The following is a 17,609-nucleotide window of genomic DNA, read 5'->3' as shown; positions in this document are numbered from 1 at the left end:
AAAAAAAATCCGCCAGAATTTCTGACGGATTTTTTTATTATTTAAGTTTGAAATTACTCTATTTCAGAAACTCTCAAAGTGTTTACCATTCCTTTGTCAACTACTGGCATTGCTGCAAGATTGATCAAGAAATCACCTTTATCCACATATCCTTTTTCTCTTGCAATTTCGTTCACGTCAGTCACAGTGTCATCCGTGCTCACAAATTTGTCGTAGAAATAAGAATTAACTCCCCAAAGAAGGCTCAACTGCGTCAAGATTCTTCTGTTTGAAGTAAATACCAAGATGTGTGATTGCGGTCTCCAAGCCGAAATTTGGAAAGCAGTATAACCGCTGTTTGTCAATGTACAGATCGCTTTTGCCTTAATTACGTTTGCCATCAAAGCGGCGTGGTGACAGATTGATTTTGTGATAAAACGTTTCGTTCTCACTTGTGGCGTATTTTGCGGTACTTGAATTAGCGGAGAATCTTCCACAGCTTCAATGATTTGCGTCATTTTTTCGATAACTTGAACTGGATAATTTCCAACCGAAGTTTCTCCTGAAAGCATAACTGCGTCAGCTCCGTCCATTACAGAATTGGCAACGTCATTCACTTCCGCACGTGTTGGCGTCAAGCTTGTGATCATTGTTTCCATCATTTGAGTTGCGATAATTACCGGAATTCTAGCCGTTTTTGCTCTTTGAACCAATTTCTTTTGGATCAACGGAACCTCTTGTGCTGGAATTTCAACACCAAGATCTCCACGAGCAACCATTAAACCGTCACAGAAAGCTACGATTTTATCGATGTTTTCAACACCTTCTGGTTTTTCGATTTTAGCAATAATTGGAATTTTATAGCTTGAATTAGCAGAAATCAAATCTTGCAATTCCATTAAATCTTCAGCATTTCTTACGAAAGAAAGTGCGATCCAATCTACTTGGTTTTCAATTGCAAAAAGTGCATCTCTGATATCTTTTTCGGTCAAAGCCGGAAGCGAAACTTTTGTATTTGGCAAGTTTACCCCTTTTTTAGATTTCAAAGGTCCGCCTTGAACAACTCTACAAACTACTTCAGAAGTTCCGTTTGTTTCAAGCGCTTCGAACATCAATTTACCATCGTCAAGAAGGATTTTTTCACCCGGTTTCACGTCAGCAGGAAATTGCTTGTAGTTCATATAAACTCTTTCCGCAGTTCCAGGAACGTCGTCTGCAGTCTGAAAAGTAATGATATCGCCAGGAGCAACTACCACATCTTCTTTCATAACTCCAACACGAAGTTTTGGCCCTTGCAAATCGGCAAGAATAGCCGTGTTGTATCCAAATTCGTCATTCAGCTCACGAATCATATCGATTCTAGCCTTCACATCTGTGTAATCTGCGTGAGAAAAGTTAATCCTAAATACATTTACTCCAGCGTCAATCATGTCTTTTAAAACAGGTTTAGTACTGCAAGCTGGTCCTAATGTAGCTACGATTTTCGTCTTTTTGTTTGTCAACATTTATTAGAAAATTAAATTGTTTTTCGATTTTATAGTTTCCGGATTTACTTCATAAACGGTTGAAATCCAGTCAATATTATTTAGTTTTTGTAAAATTCCGTCCATTTTGTAAGTACTGCAGTTGTTTTCTATTTTCAAGAAATAATCCACTTTTTTCAATTCAGGAAGAAGATATACCTTATTATTAATCTCTACATTTTCATCCAAGAAAAGGTTTTGTTCCAAACTTCTCTTTCTGACGATAATTTCATTTTTATTTTGGATTAAAGTCCAATTGATGTCTTTTGAAACATCTTCAAAACTGAATTTGACAAACATAGCTTCTCCATCTTTGGTTTTTACACCAATTTCATCATTGCTTCTGCTTAAAATAATAGGTAATTGCTGATTGATGAAGTAGGCCAGCCTAAAGTCTTCCAATGAAGTATGAATTGCGATTAGTTCATAATCAACTTCATCAAATTCGTCAAGACTTAACTTATGGATGCCCATATTGAAATTAAATAAGTCGTAAATATACTTAAAATTATTGGTGAATACCGCAAGAAAAGTGTATCTTAACTGTAATTTATCAACGAAAACGATATAGTTTTAGATTATTTACAATATCTTGATGTGGAAATATCTTAGAAAAATAAAATTATGAATTTGGAGTCGTTCTTTTTTGTAACTTAAAGACGGAGAACTTAAAATCAATTACAAAAAAAGCAGGCTTTCACCTGCTTACTTATTATCAATCTTCTGCTGAAAAGCAAAATACGCTCTTTTGCTTGCAATTTCTTCTGCTTTCTTTTTTGAAGTAGCTCTTGCCTTGGCAATCACTTTTTTGTCGATGCTTAATTTTACGCCAAAGAAACGCTCGCCGCTGATGCCGTTGTCTTCATAGACATCATAATGAAAAACCTTCTTTTCTTTTTGGCACCATTCGATCAAAAGGCTTTTGTAACTGATTACTTTTCCTTCTAATTTGGCAATGTCAACATACGGCGTAATGACTCTTTTTCTAATGAATTTCTCGCAATAAGGATAACCTCGGTCCAGATAAATGGCTCCCACCAAAGCTTCAAAGATATTTCCGTGGATGTTTTCTCCAAAGTGCTGCACCGGAACCTTACTTTCAATAAATCGGATCAAATCTAAATCTCTTCCCAATTCATTTAAATGCTCACGGCTCACAATTTTAGAGCGCATTTTTGTCAAATAACCTTCATCCCCAGACGGAACTTCGTTGAAAAGATAAGCAGCAATGACAGAACTTAACATCGCATCTCCCAAAAATTCTAACCGCTCATAATTCACGGCATGCCCGTTTGAATCAAGCTTATTTGAAGAGCGATGTGTGAACGCTCTTCGGTAACATTCTAGGTTTAAAGGCTTAAATCCTAGTATTTTTTGGATATCAGTAAAAAAAATCCCGTCTTCTGGAGAACGGGAATTTGAAAATATTTTTCTGATTATACTCATACGAATATTAAAGGTCTAATTTTTTAACCAAAACACAAGCGTTGTGTCCGCCAAAACCAAAAGTATTGCTCATCACCACATTCATGTCTCTTTTTTGAGCCTTGTTGAACGTGAAGTTTAATTTAGAGTCGATATTTTCGTCATCCGTAAAGTGGTTGATTGTTGGAGGAACAATTCCGTGCTTAATTGATAAAATACAAGAAATTGTTTCAATAGCTCCCGCAGCACCAAGCAAGTGGCCTGTCATAGACTTTGTTGAATTCAAGTTCAATTTATAAGCGTGCTCGCCAAAAACGTGTTGGATTGCTTTTGATTCAGCAATGTCACCAAGTGGTGTTGAAGTTCCGTGCATGTTCACACCATCAACATCTTGTGGACTTAAGCCTGCATCTCTTAAGCAATAATTCATTACGTTTTTCGCTCCCAAACCTTCTGGATGTGGAGCTGTAATGTGATGCGCATCAGCAGACATTCCGCCACCGCCAATTTCACAATAAATTGTCGCGCCACGTGCAATCGCGTGTTCGTATTCTTCAAGAACTAAAGCTCCGGCACCTTCGCCAAGCACAAAACCTTCACGGTCTTTATCCATTGGTCTTGAAGCTGTTTTTGGATCATCATTTCTTGTTGATAAAGCGTGCATTGCGTTAAAACCACCCATTCCGGCGATAGTAACTGCAGCTTCAGAACCACCTGTGATCATAACGTCAGCGTGGTTTAATCTGATATAATTGAAAGCATCGATCATTGCATTTGTTGAAGACGCACACGCAGAAACTGTCGTGAAATTTGGTCCTCTGAAGCCATATTTAATTGAAATATGTCCGCCAGCAATGTCAGCAATCATTTTTGGAATAAAGAAAGGATTGAATTTTGGAACACCGTTTCCGTTTGTGAAATCCATTACTTCTTGTTGGAAAGTTTCAAGGCCTCCGATTCCAGAACCCCAGATAACTCCAACTCTATCTTTATCTAATTTGTCTAAATTGAAATTCGCATCTTTAACTGCCTCGTCAGATGAAACCACGGCATATTGCGCATAGCGGTCCATTTTTCGGGCTTCTTTTCTATCTATAAAATCTACTACATTAAAGTTTTTCAGCTCGCATGCAAATTTAGTTTTGAAATGAGTAGTATCAAAATAAGTTATCGGCGCAGCACCACTAACACCGTTGATCAGACCGTTCCAGTAATCTTGAACGTTGTTTCCAATCGGCGTCAAAGCACCTAAACCAGTTACTACAACTCTTCTTAATTTCATACTTAAAATTTTATAGTTATAAATTTATATAAAAAATACCCATGCTTTCTTCTTAGTCATAAAAAAGAGACAGGGGTATGGCATAATTGTATCTTAATGATTGAGAGCAATCAAATTCTTCTTTTTAAAAAATAATAACTCCCGTGAACTCAAAGGAATGCACGGGATGTTATTGTTATTATTTTTTTGCTTCTTCTATGTAAGAAATTGCTTGACCTACAGTAGCAATGTTTTCAGCTTGGTCGTCTGGAATTTGAATATCAAATTCTTTTTCGAATTCCATAATAAGCTCAACAGTGTCTAATGAATCAGCTCCTAAATCGTTTGTGAAGCTAGCTTCTGTTACAACTTCGTTTTCGTCAACACCTAATTTGTCTACGATAATCGCTTTTACTCTTGATGCAATGTCTGACATAATCTTTTAATTTTTGAATTTAATTGTTGGCAAAAATAAAAAACTTTATTTTAAAACCACGTTTTAGTTGATAAATGTGAGTACTAATTTAAAAAAAATATTTCACAAAGGCTCCCAAATTCTATTTATTATCATTTATTATTCTTTTTTTTGTGCTGTCGTAAAAAAGACCAAAATGAAAAAAATCATACTGTTTGCTTCGGGTTCGGGTTCAAATGCAGCTAATATCATCAACTATTTTCAGGCCAAAAAGACGGCTGAAGTGGTGGCAGTTTTTTCTAACAATCCAAATGCAAAAGTGCTTGAGAAAGCATCAAATCTTCAAGTTGAGACCTATGTTTTCACAAAAGAAGAGCTAAATTCGGGTCAGGTTTTGCAAAAAACAAACGAATTTCAACCTGATTTAATCGTCTTGGCAGGTTTTTTATGGAAGTTTCCAGACGACATCGTCGCGGCTTATCCAAACAAGATAATTAACATTCATCCGGCACTTTTGCCTAAATATGGTGGCAAAGGAATGTATGGAATGAATGTTCACAGAACGGTTCTTGAAAACAAAGATTCGCGTTCTGGCATCAGCATCCATTTTGTCAATGAAAATTATGACGAAGGCGCAATGATTTTCCAGGCAGATGTTTTGGTAAGCGATTGCCAAACCGCTGAAGAAATTGCTGTAAAAGTCCAGGAATTAGAACATATTCACTTTCCTGAAGTTATTGAGAAAATTTTAAAATAGACTCCTTAGATTTGCGTAGATTTTTAGACAACTTAGACTTCTTGCATTGTCTAAAAATATATCAGCCTAACAAATCTTGTAGTCTAAATTTCTAAAAAATCTAACTAATCTAAAAAAATGTCCCACCAAGTTCACATATACACAGACGGCGCTGCGAAAGGAAATCCTGGTCAGGGTGGATACGGCGTTGTGATGGAATTAGTTGGGTCGCCTTATAAAAAGGAGTTTTATGAAGGTTTTCGGCTGACTACAAATAATAGGATGGAACTTCTGGCCGTAATCATAGGTTTAGAAAAATTAAAAACATCTGGAACCAAAGTTTTAGTAGTTTCTGATTCTAAATATGTGGTCGATTCTGTCAGCAAAGGCTGGGTTTTTGGTTGGGAAAAGAAAGCCTATAAAGACAAAAAGAATTCTGATTTATGGAAACGCTTCTTGATTATTTACCGGCAACATAAGGTAGATTTCAAATGGATAAAAGGCCATAATAATCATCCGCAGAACGAACGTTGCGATCAATTGGCCGTTTTTGCGTCGTCACAACCCAATTTGGCGATTGATAAATGGTATGAAGAAATAGGGTCGAAACAGGTTTAGTTTCTTCCTAAAAAGTTTCCAACATCCGTTGTCCATTCTTCTTTATATTTTTTCAAGTAATTCTCGTGGCCCGCTTTTGGATATGTTTTTAGATCTTTTTCTCCGAGAAGATTTTCATAAATCATATCAATTTCTTCACGACTTACCCGATTGTCTTTTTCTCCATAAAGTAGTAATGTGGGACAAGTTATTTTTTTAGCATATTCAATTGGTTCGTGTCCGAATGCCCAAAATCCGTTTTGTGTGCCACCCCAAAACAGAAGCAAGCCAGCCATTGGAAAAGCTGGGACATTCATGTTTGAAAATCGCTTTGCGGTTGTCTGATACATCGTGCCAAACGGACATTCCAATATAATTCCTTTCGGATTTAATTGATAATCATTTTCGGCCTTCATAATTGCAACGGCTCCCATCGAAGTTCCAAAAAGGAATAGGTCTTCAGAAGTATTTTTCTTCAAATAGTCAAAAACGGTTTTCACTTCTTCTGCTTCCTTAAAACCAATTGTTGTCTGGTTTCCTTCGGAATTTCCGCTTCCCATAAAATCGACCAAGAATGTGCTGTAACCCAATTTTAGAAATTCATCAGATTTGTCTAACATCGAAGATTTATTGCCGTTATAACCATGAAATAAGACTACAGTTCCTTTTGAATTACCTTTTTTGATGCTCCAGCATTCGATTTCTTTATTGCTTCTTAAGAATACTTTTTCAAATTTTTGGGAGGGAAAGCTCGTGTTGATCGGCTTTGGATTATTAACTCCAAATAAAATTGTTTTTACTTTTTCTGACGTAGAAAGCTGATTTGAACTTTTGGTTTTTACAGAATTTTCGTCTGCAAAATGCGTCAATTTATAGGCGTGAAAAAAAGCGATTATATTCATAAACAAAAAAAGACTGCCGAAAGAAATCAGCAATCTTCTCTTAATTTTTTTTGCTTTGGATTTCGCCATATTAACTCGGAATCACTTCCACCAAAATCTCATTTCCGGCTTTGTCAAAATAGGTACACGTCATGTGTTTTGTCTTTACAATCCATTTTTCGATGCCTGATTTTGCACAGTCTTGGCAAAAAGTCATGTAATCTGTGCCTCCTTTTTGATGTGATTTTAGGTCAGAAATAAATTGGTCTTTGTTTGCGTTTGTGGCAATTTCCATAGGGTCATATTTCCCTTCAGATTGCGTTTTGAAATCATTTGCTCCAAAATAAACCGAATGGCTGTCGTTGACAAAAGTTTCGAAAGAAATCACGCCAAGCTTTATTAAATCTTGCATGTAATTTGGAAAATCTGCGCCACTTTTTACTTTTGAATGTGCGGCATGTATTTGTTTTACTGTAAACATTTTAAATTTTTTAAGGATTTACATTTATTTCTTGACAATAATTTTTTGAGTAAAATTATTTTTTTCAGCCGTAAAGTTTACTAAATAAATTCCGTCGGTCAAATCGCTCAGGTCAAAATTATTTTCTGCCAACGAAGAAATTTCTTTTACCAACCTGCCAAGATTGTCATAAACTGAAATGTGCTGCATGTTTAAATCGTTATTCTTGATATAAATTTTTCCATTCGTAGGGTTTGGATATAATGCAAAATCTTGCTTTGGATTAAAATCTGATTTTGATAAAAAAGCAAGCGTTTCTGAGTCTGTGACTGAGAAATAATCGCAAGCGGTGTTTGAAATCGAATTATGGATAGTAACGATAAGTGTGTAATTTGAATAAGCAAAATTCATTGGAATAAAAATATCGTGATGAAAAGTCAATACTGGCAGCGTATTATTAAACCAATAGCAAACTGATAGTGTAATCACATTTTGATTGATTGTGTAAGAATCAGACAAATATCCAGCGCCACTAAATGAAGTCGTGTTTAAGCTAACATTCAAGCCATTGGAAACTGGCGAAGCGTTCATGCTTGTTATAACAATTGATTGCGCGGTAGATTTAGATACAGAAAACGCAACCATAAAAAAGAGTAATAATGTTTTCATGTGTTTGATTATTAGGTAGTTAATTTGATTCAAAGATCGTAAAAATATTCTGAAATATTTAATTAAAAATCAAATTAATTAGTGCTCAACTGTCACATTTTCAGCCTAATGTTGAAGTTTTTTTTAAACTGAAGCGATAAATTTCAAGATGCTAAAAACGACATTTGAGCGCGATCCTAACTATTTTATCTTTAAAAATCCTCGTAAAAACCAAGCTTAAAATCATAAAAACAAGACAGTGAGATATTTGTTGTTTAAAATTTAACACTAAATCAATCAATTGAAAAATAAAAAATTCTTAAATTCACGATTCAATAATTTGCATCTTCCCCCAAGATCTATTTAACCTTTAAAATCTACTGCTATGCCAATCAGTACGAAGATTACTATAGAAATTGGGGGAGAAACTCTTACCCGTTTTTCAAAATTGGTTATTAACCAAAAAGTGCAATCGCACCACCGTTTTTCGTTATTGCAACCGCTTCCAAAGGAATTTGTGAGCCAAGCCATTGACAAAGCGCAAAAATATGTGGGTCAAGAAATTAAGATTGTCATTGAGCCCACGGCAATGTCAACTGAATCACCATTACATTTTAACGGAATAATTACGGAAGCCCAGATGGTGAGAACTTCTGGAGCATCTGGAGGAATTATCATCAACGGTTTTAGCAATACGATTTTGATGGAAGGAACTCCAAATATTCGTTCGTTTACCGATCAATCGCTTTCAGATATTGTTAAAGAAGTTTCAAAAGCATACCCTGAAAAAAGCCTCAATTTGGCCGTGAGTGTTCAAAATGATTCAACTTTGCCTTACACCGTTCAATATAATGAAAGTGATTTTGCATTTGTCAGCAGAATGGCACAAAAGAAAGGTCATTGGTTTTATTATAATGGTGAAGAACTGATTTTTGGAAAACCGAAACCTAAAAATTTTACATTAGAATATGGTCGGACTTTGCATTCCTTTAACATAGAAATGCGTGCAAAATCACTTGGTTTTGAATATTTGGGCTATGATCCGTCCAACGGAGAAACTCAAAAAGCCAATTCGATGGAAGTCAATCTTTCTCCAGAAGGTTATTCGAAATCAATCTTTGAATCTTCGAAAAAATTATTTCCAAACAGTTCTACAATGCTTTATTCACATTCTCTTGAAGAAGGAAATTCAAGAACACATCTTGTGGATCGAGTGACAACTCAATTGCAGGCGAGAACGGCAGATCTTGTTACGGCAAAAGGCGATTCTGATGAAACAGGTTTGAGAATTGGCGATGTAATTACGATAAAAGAGCCATCTTTTTCATTGACAGGAAATATTTTAGACGGACTTCAAGAACAAAATTTTGGAAATTATACCATCACAGATATCATGCACGTTTGTGATGAATCAGGCACTTATCACAATAGTTTTGACGCCGTCCCTGAAAGTGTCTTGACGCCGCCTTATGGCAATGTTCATAGTTTTCCTATGGCAGAATCGCAACCCGCAACAGTTATTTCAAACGATGATCCTTCTGGTTTGGGCAGAATTCAGGTGGCATTTGCGTGGCAAGAAGCTTCCGGAAAAAACACACCTTGGATCAGAATGACAAATCCGCATTCTGGTGGCGGAAAAGGATTTTATTTCATTCCAGAAGTTGGCGAAGAAGTTTTAGTGGCTTTTGAAGGAGGGAATGCAGAAAAACCTTTTGTTCTGGGCGCGATGTACAATGGAGGCGCGTCGAGTGGATATGCCGCTTCAGAAAATTCGGTAAAAGCCATTCATACGCGTAGCGGTCACATTATAAAATTTACTGAAGACGAAAGCATAATCATAACTGATAAAAGCGGTAACGAAATAAAATTTGACACCGTTGGAAGCAACATCAACATCACAGCGCCAGAAACGGTGACGATCAACGCAAAAAATATTGTCATGAATGCTGCCGAAAGTATTTCGTCCAGCGCCGGCAAAAATATTTCTGCAACCGCAGGAAAAGATATTATTCAGTCAGCGTCGGGAGATATTATGGAAATGTCTGATAACAGAACAGAAATTGTTCAAAAAGACTACACCAGAAATGCAGCAACATCTTTTGAAACAGCAGAAGAAGTTTCAATGAATAGTACCAAAGAAAATATGATGATGCAAAGCGCAAAAACAGTGGCGTTTAACAGCGGTGAAAAATCAAATATCTTTTAACATTAAAATCTAAATTTATGGGAACATCTGTAAGTTTTGGAAAATACAGCCCGTCTGTTGTTGAGGATCTTGATTTTGATATCGAATTTTCTTTAGATGCAAGTCAAAATACGGTAGTTCCTTTGGGGATTTTGGATTTCAAAAATAATTATGAAAACCCATATTTTGCGTTCAATTATTCACTTTTGAAATCTCCGGTCGAAGAGTTGCATTTTCAGATAACAGATGAAAGCGGAAAGCCAATTTACAATATGGGTTATTTAGAGCCAATAATAATCACGGCTCCAAAGAAGGCGAAAATACAACAAGATGCAAAATCGAACGCGCCAGTTTTTAATTTGGAAAACCCGATAAAGTCTTGGAAATATGAATCTATTTTTAAGCCATACATCTTGACACAACCTGATTTTACGCAACCCGGATCCTATACAATTTATTGGGACGGATTTGATAATGATGAAGTTTTTGACAGTAAAAATTTTGACGGAAAAAGATTGATAGCAAAGATTACTGCGGTAAAAGGAAGTTCTCAAAAAAGTATAGAAATTGATTTTACAACAATTTATAACGAAGTAAAATGGGTGGATGTCAAAATCAATAAAAAAACCAAAAAGATTGATGTCGAGTTAAGAGTAAATTTAAAAGATGGTGGCGCAGAAGGCTTTGATATTGAAAATTATCACGAACCTCTTGACGATCCCAGAATGCCATCAAGACAAAGGCATCCGTCTGAAGGAATTCCAAAAGAATATCGAGATCGCATGAGATATCCGCCAATTATGTCGCCGACCAGAAGCTATCAGCAATTAGAACAGCTTGCCATCGAAGGATTAAATTATCATTGGGGAAGAAATAGCAATCATTTTATAGCAAAAAATGTTTTGATCGCTGAAGAACCTTATGAAATAAATGTAAACGCTGTCAATAGTAACGATGACGTGAAAGCAATTGACGATATTAGCTTAATTTATAATACAAACGGACCGTGGATGCGATCAGGAAATCCAGGAACCGTGGAAGGAATCGTGTCTGCAGTTGGTAATTTAGTTTCAAGGGAAGCAATTTGTTATAACGTTGGCTATTTAAAATATTCAAACGGATGGGGTTACAGGAGAGAAAGTCAAGAAGACTTGGAATTTAAAGACACCGCGGCGCACGAAATTGGGCACACCGTTTTAAAAGCTTACGGAGGAACAACATATTCTTATGGACACAAAGGAAGCGTGAATGTGGTTACTCAAAATAAGAAATCATCAGCGCCAACATTGCCACTACGCGGAGAAATCGATTTGATGCCTTATTTTAGAGAAAATGAGTTGGGTGGCGAAGGAAGTCAGCCAAATTATCACGCGCGAAGAGTTGCAGCAGAAAAAGACGTTTTGAGTCTATTGTGGCTAACAAAAATTAAAATTAGATGATAAAAAATAGCATTGCAATAGCGTCAATTTGTTTTGTTTTAGGAGCTTGTAATTCTAAAACTTATAACGGATATGTGTATGATCAAAAATCAAAATTACCGATTGAAAATGTTGAAGTAAATGATTTTTTGAACAACAAAAGCACAAAAACTGACAATAAAGGATATTTCAATTTAAAACACGAAGGAAAAATTTCAGGACAATTGCTTTTTAAAAAACAAGGATATGTCTCTGATACATTGGAAACTATCAGGATTCAAAGTGGTGAAAAACAGATAGAGCAATTTAAAGGCGACACCATTTTTATGTATGATGTCAACAATTCATTTCGGGATTCGATTAAAAGGTTAAATCAAGTGCAAAATTAATTTAAAGCTAAAAAACTATGGCGATTTTAAAAACTTCAAAAAATAGATCAGTGACTGTTTTAAGAAAATATACGGCCATTGCATCAAAAATAACGAAAACCTCAGAATCAATAAATGTTGATTCCACAAAAGAAAATTTGATGATGAATTGCATCAAAAAAATCACGGCACACGGAGGCAAAGAAAAATAACGTGAATTAAAATTTAATTGATGATAGTTGGTCCAAAAAAAAGTTTGTACAAAGAAAATATTTTGCGATTCAATACAAACGAATTTAAAAAGAAATACAAGGTTGAAGTTGTTTTTGAAGAAACTATTTATGATAGAACCCGAATTGTTTATGAGGTTTCTGTAGAAAATTTAGAAGTCATTGCTTCAGGAAATTATTTGTGTTATGTGGTTATGAATAATTTTTTAATCAACAACAAAGAACCTGATTTAATCATGGAACAATTGGCTCATAAATGCAGAAAACCATATGAAACTTTAGTTCTGATAATATCTAAAAATGGAGAAATAATTGGTTTAAATAATCATCCTGATATTATTGAAAAGTGGAATGTTTTAAAGAAAAGGCTTGCAGTTGAATATTCAGGAAAAGAATTTGAGAAGTATGTTCAATTGACAGAAGATGCGATTATAAAACCTGAAATCTTCTTGTCAAAGTTGAAAAATGATATTTTTATTAGTCAATTTTTTTATCCGATATATGAAGAGGCTTTTATAGGTTTTGCAAAAAAAAATATAGAAAGTGCCAAGTTCTTTAATATCAATTATAAAATAAATATGTTGCTCTCAATTCAAGATGAAGGAGAACTCAATGAAGACGGAAACATGATTATCAAAAAGAGTATTGACAAGAATGAATATAATTTTCATCAAATGCCAATTGACTCATTTGACACAGAATATGTACTAAATAGTAAATCTGAAATTGTAAAAATCAAAGGAAAATTTGACAATCATAACAGACGATGTATTTTTAATATCATCGAAAAAATAAAATAAAAACGCTATGTCAGAAAAACATTTAGTTTGCCACGGAGCTTTATGTCAGTGCAATTTTGGTACCGCACCTGACAAGCTTATGGTAAAAACACATCAAAAAGAGTACATAAACGATTCTAGTGGAACTGAAAAGTTAATCGCCACAACCAAAGATATCGGACAAACTTTTGAAAAAAATAATTTTGGGTCTTGCTCAAAGATGAATAACAATCCGTGTAAAGTTCAGGTCACAGAATGGAAGGGATTTTATGAAAAGACTACTTTAGAACATTCGGGAAAAATTCTTTTAGAAGACTCAAAAGCCACTTGCGCCGTGGGAGGACCAGACTGTATAAAAATTACTTTTCACGGACAAGTTACACAAACTTCGAGCGCAAATGTATCAAATACAAAACCAGAAACCATGGAAACCCTCAATCCAATGGTGGCTGCATCAGAAATGAAAGAAGATAATTCACCAGATTATTATTAGATATGAGAGGAATATCGAGCATCAGCGGCACGGCAACTCCCTTGGTTGGGCAAGAAACTTTTTATGAAGTTTCAGGCTTATATCCAGGAACGGTTATCAGCGATTATAACAGCGTAAAATGGAAAGTTTTTCGAAAGTCAAACGGAGCCTGGGTCGAACTTCAAGGTACTTTAAAAACCGGAAAAAAAGTTTCGTTTAGCTTTCCGCAAAAATGGTATGGCCAAGAATTACTCATCGAAGCTTTTTTATCTAATCCAGAGAAAAAAGCGCCTCCGGGTATCATCATAAGACCAGTTTTAGGTCCAAAAAGCATTAAATCAATTGAAATCAGAGATGCCAACGGAAATCCGATTACGCAAAAACCAAAGTATGGTCAAGCGATAACGGCTCGGGTAACCACAGAAAACATGATGGGAGAAACCATTCAGTTAAGTTTGTGGGAACGCGACACTATTTCTTCAACCGGTCATGATCCAAATGGAAATACAAAACTCTGGAATGGATCTGTAAAAGTTACAGAATCAAATGGCATCGTAACACAGCGAATCATGCTGAGTCCCGCCATGATGCAAGAGGCAAATAAAAGTTGGTTCGAAGGCGGTGAGCACGAATATTATATGCTGGCTCAGGCAACAAATACGGCAACAAAATTTTCAGTAACTACACAAGTTAAGAATGAAATTGTTTTAAGTCCAAATGCTCCCGCGCCGGCATCCCAGACGCCTGCCCAGCAAACGGCAACGCCACCATTGCAAGCGCAAGCCCCGGTTCAAGTGCAAAACGGATTAGGAACTCCAGAAATGCCTGCAACAGGTCAAACGGCGGCAACGGTTCAAGAAAATCCAATTGAAACGGAAGAAGGTACTTGCCCAAGATGCAAAGTGCTTACAAAAGAAGAATTAAAACTAATTTTCAGTGGCGCTTCTGATACAACGATCGATGAGGTTGTAAGTGCTTTTAATGAAGTAAATGTGCAACTTGGGATCGATACTTGCCAAAAGAAGGCTCACTTTTTTGCCCAAATTAGGGAAGAATCGGGAACCACATTGACGCCTCACGAAGCAGAAAGTTTAAATTATTCCGTAAGGAGGTTAAAAGCTTCTGATTTTGTCAGCGGAACCGGTTGGGTGAGAGATGCCGTTGAAGGTGGTCATTACCAATCTGGAGTCAGCAAACGCGGACCTTTTCAGTATTTTAGAGATCATCCAGACGAGGCGTTACTTTATGGACGAAAAGATTTAGATCGTTATCTTGACGGCGGTATCCAAAGAGCAAATCAAGAAGCAATCGCAAATAGAGCTTATGCCAACAGAAATGGTAACGGAGACATTGCTTCTGGAGATGGCTGGAAATACAGAGGTCGAGGCCATATCCAACTTACTGGAAAAGACAAATATGACTTGGTAAACAATCGATTGACGGCAAAAGGTGTTGATTTAACCATCACTTCAACGAATGTAAATAATAATTCTGAAGGGATAAAAGCGTCAATGGCTTATTGGGATGCCAGCGGTTTGAATGAAAAATCAGCCGAAGGAAATGAAGATTCACACGTGAACGCAATCACCGCGATTATCAATCTGCATACCGATTCTTATGCGCACCGAAGAACACATTTTGGCAATACTTACAGACATTTTAGAGTTGCAGAATGTAGCAAAGATGAAAAAAAGGAAGAAGCGACGGTGGTCGAGCCGGGCGTTTGGCATGATCCTGTTGACAGCCCGCAACGAACCAAATACAATTCAAACGGAAACATCAAACCAGTGAGCGGCGCTTATGGCGACGTTCGAAATAGTTATACCAAATATCATTCGGGATTAGATTTATTCGCATTGCCCGGAACCACTGTTTATGCGTGTTTAAAAGGTAAAGTTGTTGAATCAACACCCGGAAATACGGCAGGGCAAACTATCAGAATTAAAATTGACAACGTAAAAGATTTGCTGACTCAAAAAGATGCCGTAAATTATAGTCTGGAGTTTAGCCAAGGAGAAGAAATGGGCATTGATATCGCTGAAACTGACGATGTCTATTTGATTTATATGCACTTGAGCCAGCGAGATGTTGAGGTTAATGAAACTGTTGAACCTGGCGATGCCATTGGACTTTCGGGAGTTTCTGGGACAATTGCCAATAATATTCCGAGTCCGCATTTGCACCTGGAAATTGCTACCGTGCAAAATGCATTTGGAACAGGAAAAACAAAACGCACAAATCCCGCAAGATTTATTAATTTGAATTCTTATGATACCACAGAACAAGATGATTCAGTCAAATTTAAATACCATCAAGATGGCACAAAAACCGCATGGAATCCGCCGTTGGCAGACCAATCTGCATTATAATGTGTTTGTAATTTTATTTTTTATCGCCATCAGCACAGCTTACTCGTGCACCGATAAAAAAGTCGAAGGAGCGATGATTGCTGAGCAAAAGCAAGAGCCAAATTTCTCTTTAATTGGAAGAAAATTGGAAGAATTATATGATTCAAAATATTCTTCTTCTGGGATGGATTTTTTGGTTTCTAAAAATTTAGCGAAGCAAACCAATTCAAAATCAGATGTTTTTGTAGATTTAGGCGGGCAATTGCTTGAAGGAACTGATGTGAGAATTATCACATTAAGAACTGCAGATTCAAAGAAAGCTTCGGGTGTTGATAATAAGCAAAATCGTTATTTATTCGTAGAAAAAAAAGGAGCTAAAGGTTTCGTGATTTCAGATACTTTAAATGTAAAAAAAGGCCAAGATTATTCTGTAAACACTTTTTTTGAGAACGGAAGAAAAGGAATTGCAGTCGGAAATTTTAATGAAGCTGAAGAATTTTTTGAAATTACCGCATTGTATGAAATTTCAAACGAAGGCAAAAAGAAGAAACTAGACCTAAATACGACTGTTCTCGATTGTCCGGTTCCGTTGGATTATATTCGCGAAGATGATTCTGGAAATTATCAATTCGGAGTTAAAAACCAGAGCGCTCATTCAAGATTTTGGAAAGAAAATTCAAGCGAAAGCCCAGCGCAAACCGGATTTTATGTTTTAGACGAAGCCACAATTGCACTAAAAGATAAAACCTTAAAAGTTACTGTTCTTGAAAAAAACGCCAAAAAGGTGGAAAACGCACAGCACTTTGACTTGCGAATTGAGGTTTCTGAAAAATCAGGAAAAGGCTTTGCGCCCAAATCAAATGCTGCCATCGTTCAATCTTTAGACGGAAGCTGTTCTGCCGACGGTTTTACTGATGTGGTTTCAAAAGACAATTATTTTACCATCGAGCAAACTTTCTGCAAAGATGCGCTTTACGTGAGCTCTTACACTACTTTTAAAGTGGTTGGCAACGATATTTTGCTCCATAAATACAGTGAAAGTTATACCGATCGAAATAATCCTGACAAAGAAATCAAAGATAAAATCTGGACGAACAAGGAATTTGGGCAAATAAAATTTGAAAATTTCAACTACAAAACTTCGATTAAAAGATAGTCTTCATTTTTAAGTAAGGGAAGAAATTTAATACGGAATTGTTATAATTTCTCCCTGTTTATCCAATAATTTCAACTGCGAATCTTTTTCGTCAAGCGTAATTTTATCATTTTGGCCGATGTGGTAAATGGCGTATTTTTTACTGAGAATTTTCAAGTCAACGTTTTTTTCTTTGGCATCCATCAAAAGCCAAATTGGGACAAATGCCCAATCTAAATCGGTTTGCGAAGCGATAGTTTCAGAATTCGTCGTGTCGCCCGAAAGAAATATTTTCTTGCCGTGCCAAGTTATTAAATAAGAATAATGCTTAAACGAAATCCCAAAAACAGTGTGATCAGTTTTAAAAGCCTTGATTGCAAAATCTGGAATGGTCTCGCTTAATTTTTCTAATTCTTCTATATTCCACGGATCAAATTTTTGACCGCTTAATTTCTTCAAAATTTTGCTGGAATAGTGATCCGCGTGGCGGTGCGTAAAAATGAAAATTGCATTCTCTTTTACATTTTCAATTTCTGACTTGTCATATTCCATATAATTGTGCGCGCCAGATTTATATGGAAAGTCGATGTAAAAGTTGGTCGTGCCGTCGGTCATAGACAAGCCACAGTTTCCGATAAATCTAATTTTTATTTCATTGGCTTGGCCAAAAGTGAAATTCGAAATTAAAATTAGAGCAAAATTCACTAATAAGAATCGCATTTTTTTGTAGCTGTACATATGTGAACAAT

The 17,609-nt window shown here is 36.0% G+C and carries 19 protein-coding genes; 10 read left to right on the top strand and 9 right to left on the bottom strand.

The window, feature by feature from the left end:
• Window positions 1-53: 53 nt before the first annotated feature.
• From pyk to ACFPVY_RS17220, 5 genes are all read right to left on the bottom strand, one after another.
• The gene (gene pyk, locus ACFPVY_RS17240) at window positions 54-1,484 is read right to left on the bottom strand and encodes a pyruvate kinase (RefSeq protein ID WP_379793405.1); all 1,431 of its coding nucleotides are present in this window, start codon (window positions 1,482-1,484) and stop codon (window positions 54-56) included.
• Window positions 1,485-1,487: 3 nt separating this feature from the next.
• Entirely contained in the window at window positions 1,488-1,976 is a 489-nt protein-coding gene (locus ACFPVY_RS17235; protein ID WP_379793404.1) for an IPExxxVDY family protein, read from the bottom strand.
• A 231-nt stretch (window positions 1,977-2,207) separates the two neighbouring features.
• On the bottom strand, window positions 2,208-2,948 hold the full coding sequence (gene rnc / locus ACFPVY_RS17230) for a ribonuclease III (RefSeq protein WP_379793403.1): 741 nt from the start codon (window positions 2,946-2,948) through the stop codon (window positions 2,208-2,210).
• Between the two features lie 7 nt (window positions 2,949-2,955).
• Complete coding sequence (gene fabF, locus ACFPVY_RS17225; protein ID WP_379793402.1) at window positions 2,956-4,209, bottom strand: beta-ketoacyl-ACP synthase II; 1,254 nt, start codon at window positions 4,207-4,209, stop codon at window positions 2,956-2,958.
• 178 nt (window positions 4,210-4,387) lie between these two features.
• Window positions 4,388-4,624, bottom strand: a complete 237-nt coding sequence (locus ACFPVY_RS17220) for an acyl carrier protein (RefSeq protein WP_007137004.1) — start codon at window positions 4,622-4,624, stop codon at window positions 4,388-4,390.
• Between the two features lie 175 nt (window positions 4,625-4,799).
• Between ACFPVY_RS17220 and purN the strand changes: the two genes are divergently transcribed.
• Together purN and rnhA are read left to right on the top strand one after the other, a co-directional pair.
• Window positions 4,800-5,360 (top strand): phosphoribosylglycinamide formyltransferase, encoded by a 561-nt coding sequence (purN, locus tag ACFPVY_RS17215; RefSeq protein ID WP_379793401.1) that lies wholly within the window; start codon window positions 4,800-4,802, stop codon window positions 5,358-5,360.
• A gap of 117 nt (window positions 5,361-5,477) precedes the next feature.
• Window positions 5,478-5,957, top strand: coding sequence for a ribonuclease HI (gene rnhA, locus ACFPVY_RS17210; RefSeq protein WP_379793400.1), 480 nt, complete (start codon window positions 5,478-5,480; stop codon window positions 5,955-5,957).
• Here rnhA and ACFPVY_RS17205 read toward each other — a convergent pair.
• The 3 genes from ACFPVY_RS17205 to ACFPVY_RS17195 form a co-directional block, all read right to left on the bottom strand.
• On the bottom strand, window positions 5,954-6,838 hold the full coding sequence (locus ACFPVY_RS17205; RefSeq protein ID WP_379793399.1) for an alpha/beta hydrolase: 885 nt from the start codon (window positions 6,836-6,838) through the stop codon (window positions 5,954-5,956). The two genes, rnhA and ACFPVY_RS17205, sit on opposite strands and share 4 nt — an antisense overlap.
• Window positions 6,839-6,908: 70 nt before the next feature.
• Window positions 6,909-7,298, bottom strand: a complete 390-nt coding sequence (locus ACFPVY_RS17200; protein WP_379793398.1) for a DUF1398 domain-containing protein — start codon at window positions 7,296-7,298, stop codon at window positions 6,909-6,911.
• A 24-nt stretch (window positions 7,299-7,322) separates the two neighbouring features.
• On the bottom strand, window positions 7,323-7,946 hold the full coding sequence (locus ACFPVY_RS17195; RefSeq protein ID WP_379793397.1) for a T9SS type A sorting domain-containing protein: 624 nt from the start codon (window positions 7,944-7,946) through the stop codon (window positions 7,323-7,325).
• A 364-nt stretch (window positions 7,947-8,310) separates the two neighbouring features.
• Between ACFPVY_RS17195 and ACFPVY_RS17190 the strand changes: the two genes are divergently transcribed.
• Genes ACFPVY_RS17190 through ACFPVY_RS17155 form a run of 8 tightly spaced genes read left to right on the top strand, consistent with a single transcriptional unit; the run spans window position 8,311 to window position 16,881 of the window.
• Window positions 8,311-10,131, top strand: a complete 1,821-nt coding sequence (locus tag ACFPVY_RS17190; RefSeq protein ID WP_379793396.1) for a type VI secretion system Vgr family protein — start codon at window positions 8,311-8,313, stop codon at window positions 10,129-10,131.
• A 17-nt stretch (window positions 10,132-10,148) separates the two neighbouring features.
• Window positions 10,149-11,549, top strand: a complete 1,401-nt coding sequence (locus ACFPVY_RS17185) for a hypothetical protein (RefSeq protein ID WP_379793395.1) — start codon at window positions 10,149-10,151, stop codon at window positions 11,547-11,549.
• Window positions 11,546-11,917, top strand: a complete 372-nt coding sequence (locus ACFPVY_RS17180; protein WP_379793394.1) for a hypothetical protein — start codon at window positions 11,546-11,548, stop codon at window positions 11,915-11,917. Before ACFPVY_RS17185 ends, ACFPVY_RS17180 begins: the two co-directional genes overlap by 4 nt.
• 17 nt (window positions 11,918-11,934) lie before the next feature.
• Entirely contained in the window at window positions 11,935-12,108 is a 174-nt protein-coding gene (locus ACFPVY_RS17175; RefSeq protein ID WP_379793393.1) for a hypothetical protein, read from the top strand.
• A 20-nt stretch (window positions 12,109-12,128) separates the two neighbouring features.
• Window positions 12,129-12,926, top strand: a complete 798-nt coding sequence (locus tag ACFPVY_RS17170; protein WP_379793392.1) for a hypothetical protein — start codon at window positions 12,129-12,131, stop codon at window positions 12,924-12,926.
• A 7-nt stretch (window positions 12,927-12,933) separates the two neighbouring features.
• Window positions 12,934-13,398, top strand: coding sequence for a DUF4280 domain-containing protein (locus ACFPVY_RS17165; protein ID WP_379793391.1), 465 nt, complete (start codon window positions 12,934-12,936; stop codon window positions 13,396-13,398).
• Between the two features lie 2 nt (window positions 13,399-13,400).
• Window positions 13,401-15,746 carry a peptidoglycan DD-metalloendopeptidase family protein gene (locus ACFPVY_RS17160; RefSeq protein WP_379793390.1) on the top strand — a complete coding sequence of 782 codons (2,346 nt, stop codon included), beginning with the start codon at window positions 13,401-13,403 and terminating at the stop codon, window positions 15,744-15,746.
• Window positions 15,646-16,881 (top strand): hypothetical protein, encoded by a 1,236-nt coding sequence (locus ACFPVY_RS17155; protein WP_379793389.1) that lies wholly within the window; start codon window positions 15,646-15,648, stop codon window positions 16,879-16,881. Before ACFPVY_RS17160 ends, ACFPVY_RS17155 begins: the two co-directional genes overlap by 101 nt.
• Window positions 16,882-16,908: 27 nt before the next feature.
• Here ACFPVY_RS17155 and ACFPVY_RS17150 read toward each other — a convergent pair whose 3' ends face one another.
• Window positions 16,909-17,580, bottom strand: a complete 672-nt coding sequence (locus tag ACFPVY_RS17150) for an MBL fold metallo-hydrolase (protein ID WP_379793388.1) — start codon at window positions 17,578-17,580, stop codon at window positions 16,909-16,911.
• Between the last annotated feature and the right edge of the window lie 29 nt (window positions 17,581-17,609).

The sequence above is a fragment of the Flavobacterium qiangtangense genome, assembly GCF_042658345.1.
Lineage (GTDB): Bacteria > Bacteroidota > Bacteroidia > Flavobacteriales > Flavobacteriaceae > Flavobacterium > Flavobacterium qiangtangense.
The sequence above is the reverse complement of the archived record's forward strand: the minus strand, read 5'-3'. Positions and strand labels throughout refer to the sequence as shown.